We start from the raw sequence: 13,946 nt of genomic DNA, 5'->3' as shown, positions 1-13,946 counted from the left end.
TAAAAACTTATTGCTGTGCAAACTTTACCAAGCTGTCCTTGAGGTCATTTGCACCAAGAGACAGAAGAGAGTCCACATAGGAATCAACCTCGGTCTTGGGCAGCGACTGAACATTTCCTACAAAAATCTTTTCATAGACTTGATCATTGACCTTTTCCTTGGCAGACAAGAGCTCTTCATATAGCTTTTCGCCCGGTCGAATGCCTGCTTCCTGAATCTGAATCTCCTCTTCAGTATGGCCGCTGAGCGTAATCATCTTTTTAGCCAGGTCCAAAATTTTCACAGGCTCGCCCATATCCAAGACAAAAACCTCTCCTCCTTGCATCAAGGCTCCAGCCTGAATCACCAAGCGGCTGGCTTCTGGTATCGTCATGAAATAGCGTGTCATTCGAAAGTCCGTCACGGTGATTGGACCTCCCTTGGCAATCTGCTCCTTGAACAAAGGAACAACACTACCTCGACTGCCCAAAACATTCCCAAAGCGGACAGCTGAGAAAAGAGTCTTTCCTTCTTCATTTAAACTGGTTACGACCATTTCTGCTACACGTTTAGTTGCCCCCATAACATTAGGCGGGTTGACCGCCTTATCTGTAGAAATCATGACAAATTTCGCGACACCAGCAGCCTTTGCTGCTTCTGCTACATTTCGCGTGCCGTAGATATTGTTTTTGACAGCTTCTGTCGGATTGTACTCCATCAAGGGAACATGCTTATGAGCTGCTGCATGATACACTCGATCAGGACGATAGGTTTCCATAATATGGAAAATTCTCTCTCTATCTTGAATATCTGCAATGATTGGAATCAACTCAATATCATCTTTATAACGGCTTGACAGCTCCTTGTGAATCAAATAAATTGAATTTTCTCCATGACCTAGAAGCAGGAGCCTAGCTGGGCAGAATTGAGCAATCTGACGGCAAAGTTCCGAGCCGATAGAGCCACCGGCCCCCGTAACAAGAACTGTCTTGCATTTAATATTGGACTTCAAACTTTGCTGATCCAGCTTAACTTCTTTACGCCCTAACAGATCTGCAATATCAATTTCCTGAAGTTTGCTGACAGATAGTTTCCCCGTAATCACCTGTTCATACTTAGGCATGGCATTGACCTTGACCTCCGTCTGTTGGCAGTACTCTACGATTCGTTCGTAATCATCCGGAGCCAACGAAGGAATGGCAATGACAATTTGTTCAACTTCATAATTCCCTACAATTTCAGGTATCTGCTCAGTTGTTCCTACAACTTTTACTCCATGAAGATACGTATTTTGCTTGTTCTTATCATCATCTACAATCGCAACTATTTTTAAATCTTTTGATTTTTGCTGGGCTGTCTTGATAAAGAGACTGGCACCATCCCCTGAACCAACAACAAGGGTCTTCGTCCCATCTACTTTCTTACCCAGTAAAGCTGAAGGATGCTGCACGAATTCATGAATCTCCCGCCAAGTCAGCCTTGAAGCAATAACCAACAAAAACGATAGTAGCATAGAAAGGACAATATATCTACTGTTTGTGGATTCATAAAAAATTTTCTCTACAATGTATACAATCGAGTAAGCTCCCAAAATTGAGCCCCCAACTCGAAACATTGTTTTGTAATCTGTATACCTTGTAATGGTAGAAAAGACATTCGACAGTGTTGCAAATGTCAAATATAGTACAATAATCCCCATTAAAATAGAGATAAAAGACAAATCCGTTATCCCGACATATTTTGCTAAGAAGAATTTTGAAATCCCCTGACTTATACTGAGCAAAATAATATCAACAATAATTAAGATGACTCTTTTTCTCGCTCTTGTCATGTTCCTAATCTCCCAATTATCCTAAAACTCTTTATTCCCTATTTCCCATAATTGCCATAGCTGCCATATCCCCCATAAGTTCCGTAGGCACCATAGCGCTCCAAATCAATGTTATATTTATTGAGGACAACACCCAAAAAAGGAGTTCCCGTTTGCTCCAACTGCTCTTTAGCTTTCATGACTGCTTTTCGTTTGATATGTCCTGCTTGTGTCACCAAGAAGCTAGCATCGCATTTCTGAGCAATGATGGCTGCATCAATGACCAGACCAATCGGTGAAGTATCCACAATGATATAGTCATAGCGGACACGCAGGTCAGTCAAAAGCGCTTCAAACTGCTTGCTTTGCAAAAGCCCCGTCGGATTAGGTGATACTGGACCAGATAAGATCACATCTAGGTTGTCCAGATCTGTATCGTTGATGACTTCATGCAGGGCAGCCTGTCCTGACAGATAGTCCGTCAGTCCTGATACTTTTCTCTGACTGCTAAACACACCGGACATGACTGAGTTGCGGATATCCGCATCGATCATCAAGGTCTTATGACCAGCTCTGGCAAAGGCGGCCGCGAGATTCACTGAGGTTGTAGACTTTCCTTCATTTGCCGTCACCGAGCTTATTTCGACCATCTTGATATTGGCGCCGCTCAGCTGTACATTAGTACTCAGAGCGTTATAGTATTCCTCGGTTAGTTTGACAAGATTCCTTTTTTTCCTAACTAATTCTAAGGTTGCCATTTTCTCTCCCTTACATTCTGTTCATATCTGGGATAACGCCCAACAGCGTCAAGCCCATGACTTCTTCAATGTCCTCTGGCTTCTTCACCCGATCATCCAGGATTTCTACAGCGATGATAAAGATCGACATCAGGACGCTGCCCCCTAAAAATCCTAAGATAACATTACGCCGAATATTTGGTGAAGAAGGCTCTGCTGGGACTGTTGCTTCTTCCAAAGTTGTCACATCAGAAACTTTTGTCACCTCGATAATTTTCTCAGCGGCGATATTACGAAAGGCATTAGCAATGCGAGCCGCTTCCTCTGGATTGTCATCCTTAACTGTAATCGAAACGATACGAGTATCCGCCGGAACGGAAACGGTGATGTGACGTGTCAGCTCTCTTGGTGACGTTTGCAGTTTCAACTCACTAATTGCCTGTGATAGAACCGCCTGTGAAAGAATGATTTCCTTAAAGTCCTTAACGAGGTATGAACCCGCCTGCAGGTCCTGATTAGTCAAAGCTGCCTGCGTTTCATTCTGACGGCTAACCACATAGATGCGTGTGGTGCTCTGATACATTTTCTTAGCAATAAAGACGCTGTAGCCAAAAGCCAGTAAAGAAAAGAGCACCGCTCCCAATACAATGGTAAATTTCTTCAGCCATAAGGCTCTCAGCAAGGACAAAATATCGATTTCTACGATTTGCTTTTCTTGTTTTTCCATTTTTCCCCTAAATCAATTCATTTTTCAATAATAAGGCTTGGTTGCCGCCAAAGAGGGCTTCTGCCCGGCGGGAACCGTATTTCTTAGCGACGATGTCAAAGGCCTCCTTCATAAAGGGCGGTCTCTGACTTAGATTGTGCATGTCGCTGGCAACAAAGTGGACCAAGTCCTTTTCCAAAAAGAATTGAGCCCGTTTTTTCATAAATTTATGCGAGTCTCCAAGCAGCTTAGGTTTTAGAACACTGGAGCTATTAATTTGAGTATAGCAGCCCATATTAATGAGTTCCTGCACCTTCTTTTCATCATTTTCCAGGCAGTGATAGCGCTCGATATGAGCCACGACCGGTGTTAGACCTAAGCGCAGAATCTGAGCCAAGCCTTTATGAATGTCCTTATAGGGCGTCGCCATGCTAAACTCAATCAACACATAGCGTGTACCAGCTAGACTGGGGAAAATCCCCTTTTCCAACTTATCCGCCACATCGCTAGTGTAGTAAACCTCTGCCCCATAGAGAACCGTCAAGTCAGGCGCTACAAGCTCTGCCAGTTCTTTTACCATTTTAAAATTAGCGCTAATGGTCTCTTCAGGCGTTTCAAACATACCCTTTCTGCGATGAGAAGTAGAGATGATGGTCCGAACTCCCTGTCGATAACTTTCTTCCAGCAGTTTTTTGGAATCCTCAAAATTCTTAGGGCCATCGTCCACATCAAATATAATATGAGAATGGATATCAATCATGGTGTTTTCCCTTCCATTACCTGCTGAATCGCTGCCTTAGCATTATCAAGGCTTTCCGGTTGGATTTCCATCATGTAGAGATTAGAATCTGGCATAGCATAGGATGGTAAATCCATGCGTCCGTTTCCGCTGATGGCTTGTGACTGAACTTGATAGCTTCCCCCTGACTCCAGCTGGGTATTGACCAGATTCATAAGAACAGGCAACTCCATGTTAGTCTGGATAGAGTCCTGCAAGCCGGAAATAATCTCGTTGTAGTTCTTCAAAGCACTGGTTGAAGTCAGCTTTTTAATGACTGCTTCGATAACCTTTTCTTGATTTTTTCCGCGGTCATTGTCACCACCCTGAAGGGAGTAACGCTCGCGAACAAAGCCTAATGCCTGATCTGAGTTCATATGGACTTTCCCTACTGGGAAATGATGATTACCATGTCGGCTGGTAAATTCTTGGTCATTTTCAACATCAATCCCACCCAGCAGGTCTACTAGCTTGAGGAAGGAAGTGAAGTTCAGACGAACATAGTAGTCAATGCGAATCCCGTAAAGATTTTCCAGCGTGTGGACAGAAGCATCTACTCCATAAATCCCTGCATGGGTCAGCTTGTCCATCTGCCCAGCCCCTCCATCTGCAATCGCCACATAAGAATCACGAGGAGTTGTAGTCAAGAGGACTTTCTTGGTCTTGCGATTGACCGTCATGATGATATTGACATCTGAGCGTGAGACAGATGAGATAGACCCATAAGTGTCAATACCGCTGACATAGATATTGAAGACATCCGCATTGGCATCATCCCTGCGCTTGCCTGTCTCTACTTGACGGGTGATTTTATAAGTATAGATTTTCTTTATCTTTGAAGCATAATCAGCATCGTGAGAAGCCAGCATATCTCCAAATGAACTATTGAGGGCAATAGCTTCCGCCTCTTGATTGATGAGGGCCTTGTAGGCTGCAATATATGAAGAGCTGTTTTCCACTGTGAGCTCTGTCTTTTTAGTCTTCTTGATGTGGTCCAGAAGAGCCGTTACATTGTCCTTGTCTCCATTTTCAGTCGGAGCTGTCAGCTTCTGCAGCTGAGTCACATCTGATTTATCGCTGTCCGCCCGGACATAAACGGCCATTTCAATTTCAGAGTAATTTGAAGTGGAGTTCACACCTCTAGATAAGTCCATCAATTCCTTGACCCCGTACATGGCTCCTGAAGATACCAGCAAGGTCACAAACAAAAGCACCGTGGTCAGAACTTTGAACTTATTTTTCCATATAAAGAAGGCTGCCAGTAAAATAACAGCCGCCAAAAAAGCAGACAAAACAAGGTTCAGGTGATGAAACGCCAGAACATTATTTTTAAATATAGAAAAAACCAGCAAACCTGAAACCAAGCTTACCAATGTCAGTAAAGCTGCATTAAAGAGCCTAAGCTTCTTCCCCTTTTTAGAAGCAGGCACATTTCTCCTATGATGATTCATAATTCTCCCTTTTTCTCCCCTGAGATATAAATACATTTTATTATATCATAAATGCATTATGATACACTAAAATATTTAAAAATATTTTAGTTTTTTTCAAATTTTGTTGACAAAAAAGGACAGTCTGTATTAATTTTCAGTAAATTCCTTCTTCATTCTCGAAAAACCGATATTTTATACTGTTTTTGGCAACAGAAAAAGAGGTGAACCCTCTTTTATATCAGTATTTTGCTTGTTTTTTAAAGCATCTTATCTCTGTCAACTTGCTCATAGGCCTGCAAGCCATCATTGAGCTTCTCCCAGATGACTACCTGGCCTGACTGAAGGGACTTCTGGACATCAATAATGCGCTGATTAGAAGAACCGCGAAACTGCAGCATGAGATTCTTCTTGGTAAGGTCAAAACGGCCGTCCACCAGAATATCAATCAAACTCAGCAGCTCCAGCTTATCCTCCGTTTCCAGCATCATCTCCTCCCAGGTGTAACCCGTCCAGGACCAAATGTCCTTGTCCGGTAGCTCTCTCCGAATCCGCTTGACCAAGGGCAGGAGAATACCTGTATTGAGAAAAGGCTCGCCGCCTAGGAGGGTCAGCCCCTGCACATAGGGCTCCGCCAAGTCTTTCATAATCTGCTCCTCCAACTCTTGGGTATAAGGAATGCCAGCGTTGAAGGACCAAGTTGCTGCATTATAGCAGCCCTCACAGTGAAACATACAGCCGCTGACATAGAGGGAGTTACGGACACCTTCGCCATCCACAAAGTTAAAGGCCTTATAGTCAATGATTCGCCCCTTGCTCAGCTCCTCACTTTTCCATTCTTGAGGTTTGGGATTGTTCATCTTCATCCTCCAAATCAATCCAGTAGCGCTGACTTCTGTCGATTGTATTTTCGTAAACACCGCCAGCAGAGAGAATCGTGCGTCGACTGGCTTCGTTGTCTTCATCGCAGGTAATCAGCACTCGTTCTAGTCCTTGCTTTCGAGCCTCTGCTAGTCCTAGCTCTAGCTGCAACTTAGCCAGGCCCTTCCTGCGTTGACTGGGCCGGATAGAATAGCCAATATGCCCACCCTCCACAAATAATTTCTCATTTAAGGATAGGCGTAGGGCTAAAAACCCCAGAGGCAAGCCAGTCTCATCAAAGGATAAAAATTTGATTGCAGGAACCCAGCCTGCTGGCAAATTGGTCGCATCCTCCTGCTGCTCTACAATCTTTAACCAATCCTCATAATCCTTTGCTTGCTTCCAAGCGGAGCCCATACCACCGTGCATATAGGATTTTGCTGCATCGAACTCAGCAATCATCTCTAAAATTGCATCTTTATCTTCCAAAGTTGGTCTTCTTAGCTCCATGTTCCCTCCTTAATTGACATCAATCCAGTAACGCTGACTTCTGTCGATTGTATTTTCGTAAACACCGCCAGCGGAGAGAATCGTGCGTCGGCTGGCTTCGTTGTCTTCATCGCAGGTAATCAGCACTCGTTCTAGTCCTTGCTTTCTAGCCTCTGCCAGCCCTAACTCTAGCTGCAACTTAGCCAATCCCTTCCTGCGTTGACTGGGCCGAATAGAATAGCCAATATGCCCACCCTCTACAAATAATTTGTCATTCAAGGATAGGCGCAGGGCTAAAAAGCCCAGAGGCAAGCCAGTCTCATCAAAGGATAAAAATTGAATGGCAGGAACCCAACCTGCTGGCAAGTTTGCCACATCTTCCTGTCGTCTCACCATTTGTAACCAATCCTCATAATCCTTTGCTCGCTTCCAAGTGGAGCCCATGCCACCGTGCATATAGGATTTTGCTGCATCGAACTCCGCAATCATCTCTAAAATCGCGTCTTTATCTTCCAAAGTTGGTCGTCGTAACTTCATAGGCTTTCCTCAATCTATATCAATCCAATAACGCTCTTTCCCGCCTCGAATATCCTCTAAAGCTCCGCCATTAGCCAGAATCACTGCTCGACTGGCTCCATTGTCACCATCGCAAGTCAATAGGACTCGTTTAATATTTTTACTTTTGGCTACTTGCAAGCCTTGTCGCAGCTGATCTTTGGCCAATCCTTTCCCACGCGCAGACGGACGGATACTATAGCCGATATGCCCGCCTTCTTGGAACAAGTAGCCATTGAGCCGCAAGCGCAGATTGAGAAAGCCCACAGCCTGACCATCCGCTGCAAAAGAGATTAGTTGGATGTAGGGCACAAAACCTTGCGGCAAGCCTAGACCTGCCTCAGCTAGCTGAATCGTCTCCAGCCAGTCCTCATAGACAAAATCCGCTCCGCCAAAGAAGCCATCCTGTCGGCTGCCAGCTGCTTCAAAGTCAGCCAGCATCTCTAAAATCTTTTCCTTGTCTTCTAGCTTCGGTCGTCTCAGTTCCATACTTCCTCCTGATACGAAGAGAGTGAGACCGCCTTGCGCCCCACTCTGACTTCTATTGTTTTGTGTTCTTTTCTAAAAATTGCTGACGCAGTTTGGCTAATCGCTCTTTCTTACCGTTGCCGCCCTGCGAATGTTTTTCATGGAAACGCTGCACCTGAGCCTTTCCTTTGTCGTCCAATTGATACTTTCCCATCTTAATTTCCTTCGTACTTAATAGTCGAGCCATTCATGTGCTTGACCCGAGCTGATATTTCCTTGTGACGGCCATTGACCATTGGGCGGGCTTGCGGATTTCCTAAGTAGCCGCAGGTCCGCTTGACCACATCAACCGTCTTGGGATCGTTGTTGCCGCAGTTTGGACAGGTGAAGCCCCGCTCGGTCGGCGTAAAATCTCCCTCAAAGTTACACTTGTAACAGCGGTCAATCGGTGTATTGGTTCCCAGATAGCCGACTCGATCATAGGCATAGTCCCAAACTGCTTCCAGAGCCTTGGGATTTTGCTGGAGAACAGGATATTCACAGTAGTGGATAAAGCCGCCTGAGGCTCCCACTTCAGGATAAATCTTCTCAAAGTCCAGCTTTTCAAAAGGCGTTGGATTCTTGCGCACATCGTAGTGGAAGGAGTTAGTATAGTATTCCTTGTCGGTAATATCTGAAACAACCCCAAACTTCTCTGTATCCAAACGGCAGAAGCGGTCGGTCAGACTTTCAGATGGCGTCGAGTAGACAGAGAAATGATAGTCATACTGATCTGACCACTCTTGTACCCTACGCTTCATATCTTTGACAATAGCAACCGTAAAGTCCTTGGCTTCAGGATTGGTCTCCCAATTACCGCCGTAAAAGACTGCTGCCACTTCATAGAGACCGATATAGCCTAGGGAAACCGTTGCACGACGGTGAGTAAAGAGCTGGTCTACCTGATCATACTTGCCCAAGCGTTGGCCAAAAGCCCCATACTGATAAAGAATCGGTGCATTGGCTGGACTGGCTTCCTTGGTCCGCTCCACTCGGTAGACCAAAGCGTCCTCAGCGATATTCATCCGCTCATTAAAGAGTTCCCAGAATTTATCCAGATCCCCCTCGGATTCAAGCGCAATCCGCGGCAGATTGACAGTAACGACACCTAGATTCATACGGCCGGAGTTGACTTCCTGACCATTTTCATCCTTCCAGCCTTGCAGGAAAGAACGGCAGCCCATCGGTACCTTGAACGATCCAGTCAAGTCGATAATCTTGTCATAGGAAAGCACATCTGGATACATGCGCTTAGTGGCACACTCCAGAGCCAGTTCTTTGATGTCGTAGTTAGGCGTTCCCGGCTCAAGATTGAGCCCACGCTTAAGGGTGAAAATCAGCTTAGGGAAAATTGCTGTTCGGTGCTCACTTCCCAGTCCCTTGATACGGATATTGAGAATGGCCTTCTGAATTTCCCGCTCAAAACGATTGGTGCCCAGACCAAAGCCCAGCGAAGTAAAAGGAGTCTGACCATTAGAGGTAAAGAGAGTATTAATCTCATACTCCAGCGACTGCATGGCATCGTAGATGTCTTTCTTGGTTTTCGCCCAGGCGTACTCTTCCTGCTTATCCGGCAAAACCCATTGCTCTGCATCCTTGAGATGCTTTTGATAATTAAGCTCAGCATAGGGCGCCAAGACTTGGTCAATTCGGTCCGCTGAGCAACCTCCGTACTGACTAGAAGCTACATTGGCAATGATTTGCGAGATTTGAGCTGTCGCAGTCTGGATAGACTTGGGACTCTCTACTTCTGCATTCCCAATCTTGAAGCCATTTTTCAGCATGCCGTCAAAGTCAATCAAACAGCAGTTCGTCATCGGTGTATAAGGGCTGTAGTCCAAATCATGGTAGTGGATATCCCCCTTCTGGTGGGCGTTGGCCACATGAGGCGGCAGCATCTTAAGGCCGATGGATTTGCCGACAATCCCAGCCGTCAAATCCCGTTGGGTATTGAAAACATCACTGTCCTTATTGGCATTCTCATTGACTACCGTACGATCTTTGTTGAGGAGCTTGTCAATGGTAAAGTTGATATCAGTCGCTTTTGAGCGCTCAAAATCCCGTTGGGTGCGGTAAGTAATGTAGTTCTCCGCAATAGCATATTCCTTGGCATTTAAAAGCTCATGCTCAACGATATTCTGAATCTCATAGATTTTAACATACTTAGCGAAGCGACTGCTGATTTCTGCCACAATGCGGTCTGTGATAGCTTCTAGCTTGGCTTCCAGCATCGGATTCAGCGGACCGACTTCCTGAGCTGCCCGCACCATAGCCTTATAGATCTTTGACACATCAAAAGCCACCCTACGGCCGTCCCGCTTCTCCACATAAATCGCTGGAGCAGTTTCAAACTTCTCTTCCCTTAAAATCATCATGAACACTTCCTTTTCCTGCCCTTAGGACAAATCAAGTCTCTTCAGACCACCCACCTGCCAAGAAATTTCTAGGAAATCTCCGACAGTAGTTCATCCAAAGAACAGTATTTTATAAATAAGTTGATACAAGTTTCATTATAACACGTTAAAATTAAAAATCAATATGTTGTGGAAAAAAAGTTAATTTTTAACTTTAGACACAACATATTGATTTTTTACTACTTGAGTTGATAAAGCTTGAAATGGTCGAGTTTGAGGTCAGCTTCCTTGTAATTTTGGGAAATTAGCTGCTTCACATCTGATAGCAATTTGACATCATTGTTAACCAAAATATACTTGGGCTGGCTGTTTTCAAGTCCCTTCTGAAGACCCAAACGATTTTCAGCCGTTCCCACATACAAAGTTGGAGTCAAGAGAGAGACAGCAGATAAGCGGCTGCTCTTCTGATACAGACTAGCCGAGGTGTCCCAGGCATAGATGGTGTCCCCATCCTTGGTCTTTTCCTTAATATACTGAGCCGCCTCACTTCTTTCAGCAGAGACACCGCTGGAAAGGATATACTCATTGACCAAAGGATAGCCAATCAGATAAAAGATGGCTAAGAGTGGCAGAAAGAACTGGCCTGAAAGATAAGAAGTCCACATGGTAGGGCGACGGCGATCCCTGCGATGACGCCCTGGTGCTTGCTGCTTGCCTTTATTGAACCACAAAGCAAAAAGAATCATGGCAAAAGGCAGAGCAGGAAGCAGTTGATAGCTTCCCTGATCTGGCAGGATAAAAACCGCAAAGACAGTAATGAAGAGCCCTAGCAGACCGATAAAGCGCAAGACGCGCAGGCTGGTTGCTTGCCCCTTTTCTCTTGAAAAGAGATTGGCACCCAAAGCAGAGATAAAACCCAAACCAAGAGTCAACAAGCCATAATAAATCAGATTAGAAATACTATGACTGCCAATCAAACTGATGGAATCCCAAGCATAGGTCACCTGACTGATAGCCTGGCCAAAGGTTCGATTGGCAACAGTAAAGTAGCCGATAGGATAAAAAATCACTGAGAAGCCAAAGAGACCAGCTAAAAGCTGATAGAAGCCTCGAGCCGCACGCTTGGCTGCGATATTGTAAACCAAAAGTACCAGAGCAGTCAAAGAGTAGAAGACTAGGCTGGAAACCGGATCAATCATAAAAGCAAGAGCTCCAAAAGCTCCATAGATAATGAACTTTTCATCCTTGATTGAATCCTGCAGATAGCGCACCAAAAAAGATAGATTCCAAAAAATAAAGGGCAGAACAAAAATACTAGAGTAAAGACCGCCAAATCCAAGAGCAAAGACTAGAAGGTAAAAGAGCAGTAGGAGGCTGCGCGATAAATCCTGTTTAGGCTGTAAGAGCACCAAGGTCTTGTGCAGGAAAAGTCCAGCCAGCCACAGAGCCAGCGTCTGAAAGACCATCCACAAAAGCTGGCCAAAAGCCAGGCTGCTGGTCCAAGCCATCAGATAGTAAAGCAGGCCACTAGTCCCATATATTTGCGAATAAGGCACCTGCCCCTGAGTCATGGCCCAGCCGGCATAGAGGTTCTGGCTTTGTAAATTCGTTGCTAGATTGGTCAACAAAGGATTGACCACACTCAGCAGGCTGATAGCCAAACTGCACAAGAGCGTCAAAAAATAGGGCGTCGGCTCTGGATTGGTAATTTTTTGCTCAGACCTTTCAGCCCTAGTCAGCTGCTCCTCTGAAACCTCTAAAACTTTTTCTTCCGTTGTATCATGCATATAAAATATTCTCCTTGATATCAGTCCCATCTAGTATATCAAATTCCTGTCCTCCTGTCAGCTTTCTCTTGACCCTTCTTCTGAGCATTATAGCTTCTAGCCAGCTCCTCCAATTCCCGAAAACAGCGATATTCTCTCGTTTCATAAGCAAGCGGCTGACTGGAAATTTTCTCCATTGTCATCTTAAAAAATTCCTTTATTTTTTACATTCGTAAAAACAGAGCAAAAATCCGCCCCCACATAAAAGCAAAAATGTCAAGAACACATCTCAGCACGATTAACAAAAGCACATGCAAAAAATCTAAAACTTCCGCCTCAGATTTTCTGTATATTGCTGCAGAATTTGCCCCCTTGGCATTAGAGCATAGGTGCAAAGAGCTGCATGATTTCTTTGATAAAGCGACGATACCAGCTGCTATCAAGATTTTCAGGAAGAATTTCCTCAGAAGCCTCAAAAATGGCTTCAAAATCTTCCTTGATAGCTGGGATACTCTCCGTATGATACATCAGGACTGCATTTTCATAATGGTGCACCAGACTGCGGTAGTCAAAATTAATCGTCCCTACCACGGCAAATTCATCATCGGCCACCACGTTCTTACTGTGGATAAAACCTGGCGTGTACTCAAAGATCTTAACCCCTGCTTCCATCAGATCCGGATAGGCTCCGCGGGTAACAATCTGAATCAGCTTCTTGTCCGGAATGAAAGGAGTCACAATGCGGACATCCACTCCCCGCATAGCAGCATTCTTGATATCCTCCGTCAGGTCATAGTCAATAATCAGATAAGGCGTGGTAATGTAGACATAGTCCGTAGCCTGACTGATGATATTTTGATAGACCGTTTTGCCAACCTGATCCTTATAAATAGGCTTAGGCCCGCTGCCATAGGGAACGTAAAGCCCTTTGCCTTCGACAGCTTTATTTTCCAGATGGTACTTGTCAAAGTCTGTAATTTCCCCACGATTGATATACCAGTTCATGAGAAAGAGCCGCGTCAGAGCCTTGACTGCCCGACCTTCCAAGCGGACACCGCCATCTTTCCAGTGGCCAAAACGGACGATATGATTGATATACTCGTCAGCCAGATTGATGCCGCCAGTATAGCCAACCTGACCGTCAATGACCAAAATCTTGCGGTGGTCACGGTTGTTGTAGGATACCGTCATTCGCGGAATCACCTTGTTAAACTTATAAGCCTCGATGCCCATCTTGCGCAGCTTACGGGTATAATCGCCTGGCAAAGTAGCCATGCAGCCAATATCATCATAGAGCAGCTTGACTTCAACGCCTTGCGAAGCTTTTTCGACCAAGATTTCCAGAACACTGTCCCACATCAGCCCTTCATCGATGATATAAAATTCCAGAAAAATGAATTTCTCAGCAGCCCGCAGATCCTCCAACATAGCCTCAAACATCTCCTCACCGATGGGAAAATAGCGAGAAGCTGTACCGTCATAGACATCCGCATTATTGTCCATACTCAGTAATGACTTGATAATGCCGTAGGCCGACTTGTTTTTCTTTTTCAGCTGGACACGAAGATCGTAGCTGTTGTCCTCACGAAATTTCATAGAGTCCATATTTTCCAGCTGGATCATTTCCTTTTTAGACAGCCGCCGCTCGCCAAACATCAGATAGAGCAGGAAGCCAAATACCGGTACCACAGCAATCAGGAGCCAGGTCACCTTACTCTCCGGCGGCATATTGCGGTTGACAATGGCTAAAATGGTCCCAATATACAGGAAAACAATCATGACCACTGACAGCCAGTTGGGTGCAATCTCATTAAAATAGAAAAACGCAACAAAGACAAAGACCAGCTCCAGCAGCATAATAATGATGCTGAAACCGTATTTTGACATTAATAAGCGGAATTTCCTGAAAGTCATACACTCTCCTATCTCATTGCATATATTCTAGTATAGCAGTAAAAGCGCCTTAAAACAACG

14 protein-coding genes are annotated in these 13,946 nt (G+C 44.9%); all 14 read right to left on the bottom strand.

Going from position 1 to position 13,946, the window contains the following annotated elements; translation table 11 throughout:
- Positions 1-7: 7 nt before the first annotated feature.
- Positions 8-1,810, bottom strand: a complete 1,803-nt coding sequence (locus tag D8877_RS03035) for a polysaccharide biosynthesis protein (RefSeq protein WP_125352434.1) — start codon at positions 1,808-1,810, stop codon at positions 8-10.
- Positions 1,811-1,848: 38 nt separating this feature from the next.
- The gene (locus D8877_RS03030) at positions 1,849-2,547 is read right to left on the bottom strand and encodes a polysaccharide biosynthesis tyrosine autokinase (RefSeq protein ID WP_002905547.1); all 699 of its coding nucleotides are present in this window, start codon (positions 2,545-2,547) and stop codon (positions 1,849-1,851) included.
- Between the two features lie 10 nt (positions 2,548-2,557).
- Positions 2,558-3,253: a Wzz/FepE/Etk N-terminal domain-containing protein gene (locus D8877_RS03025; RefSeq protein WP_002894051.1), complete on the bottom strand. Its 696-nt coding sequence runs from the start codon at positions 3,251-3,253 to the stop codon at positions 2,558-2,560.
- A 7-nt stretch (positions 3,254-3,260) separates the two neighbouring features.
- Complete coding sequence (gene cps4B, locus D8877_RS03020; RefSeq protein ID WP_125340251.1) at positions 3,261-3,992, bottom strand: capsular polysaccharide biosynthesis protein Cps4B; 732 nt, start codon at positions 3,990-3,992, stop codon at positions 3,261-3,263.
- Positions 3,989-5,461 carry an LCP family glycopolymer transferase CpsA gene (gene cpsA / locus D8877_RS03015; protein ID WP_446677707.1) on the bottom strand — a complete coding sequence of 491 codons (1,473 nt, stop codon included), beginning with the start codon at positions 5,459-5,461 and terminating at the stop codon, positions 3,989-3,991. The genes cps4B and cpsA overlap by 4 nt, the downstream gene beginning before the upstream one ends.
- A gap of 239 nt (positions 5,462-5,700) precedes the next feature.
- On the bottom strand, positions 5,701-6,300 hold the full coding sequence (nrdG, locus tag D8877_RS03010) for an anaerobic ribonucleoside-triphosphate reductase activating protein (RefSeq protein ID WP_185760148.1): 600 nt from the start codon (positions 6,298-6,300) through the stop codon (positions 5,701-5,703).
- A complete protein-coding gene (locus D8877_RS03005; protein ID WP_125340248.1) occupies positions 6,266-6,811 on the bottom strand; it encodes a GNAT family N-acetyltransferase in 546 nt (181 codons plus the stop codon). The genes nrdG and D8877_RS03005 overlap by 35 nt, the downstream gene beginning before the upstream one ends.
- A 9-nt stretch (positions 6,812-6,820) precedes the next feature.
- Entirely contained in the window at positions 6,821-7,327 is a 507-nt protein-coding gene (locus D8877_RS03000) for a GNAT family N-acetyltransferase (protein ID WP_125340247.1), read from the bottom strand.
- Between the two features lie 9 nt (positions 7,328-7,336).
- Positions 7,337-7,834 carry a GNAT family N-acetyltransferase gene (locus tag D8877_RS02995; RefSeq protein WP_125340246.1) on the bottom strand — a complete coding sequence of 166 codons (498 nt, stop codon included), beginning with the start codon at positions 7,832-7,834 and terminating at the stop codon, positions 7,337-7,339.
- A 52-nt stretch (positions 7,835-7,886) separates the two neighbouring features.
- Positions 7,887-8,027: a hypothetical protein gene (locus D8877_RS02990; protein WP_185755758.1), complete on the bottom strand. Its 141-nt coding sequence runs from the start codon at positions 8,025-8,027 to the stop codon at positions 7,887-7,889.
- A 1-nt stretch (position 8,028) separates the two neighbouring features.
- Positions 8,029-10,224, bottom strand: coding sequence for an anaerobic ribonucleoside-triphosphate reductase (gene nrdD / locus D8877_RS02985; RefSeq protein ID WP_125340387.1), 2,196 nt, complete (start codon positions 10,222-10,224; stop codon positions 8,029-8,031).
- Positions 10,225-10,445: 221 nt separating this feature from the next.
- Positions 10,446-11,993: a heme transporter CcmD gene (locus D8877_RS02980; protein ID WP_125340244.1), complete on the bottom strand. Its 1,548-nt coding sequence runs from the start codon at positions 11,991-11,993 to the stop codon at positions 10,446-10,448.
- Between the two features lie 38 nt (positions 11,994-12,031).
- On the bottom strand, positions 12,032-12,175 hold the full coding sequence (locus D8877_RS02975) for a hypothetical protein (RefSeq protein ID WP_002899268.1): 144 nt from the start codon (positions 12,173-12,175) through the stop codon (positions 12,032-12,034).
- Positions 12,176-12,350: 175 nt separating this feature from the next.
- The gene (gene cls / locus D8877_RS02970; protein ID WP_125340243.1) at positions 12,351-13,886 is read right to left on the bottom strand and encodes a cardiolipin synthase; all 1,536 of its coding nucleotides are present in this window, start codon (positions 13,884-13,886) and stop codon (positions 12,351-12,353) included.
- Between the last annotated feature and the right edge of the window lie 60 nt (positions 13,887-13,946).

Origin of the sequence: Streptococcus sanguinis (assembly GCF_003943735.1) — a bacterium.
GTDB classification, from domain to species: domain Bacteria; phylum Bacillota; class Bacilli; order Lactobacillales; family Streptococcaceae; genus Streptococcus; species Streptococcus sanguinis_E.
This window is presented reverse-complemented; position numbering and strand designations above follow the sequence as displayed.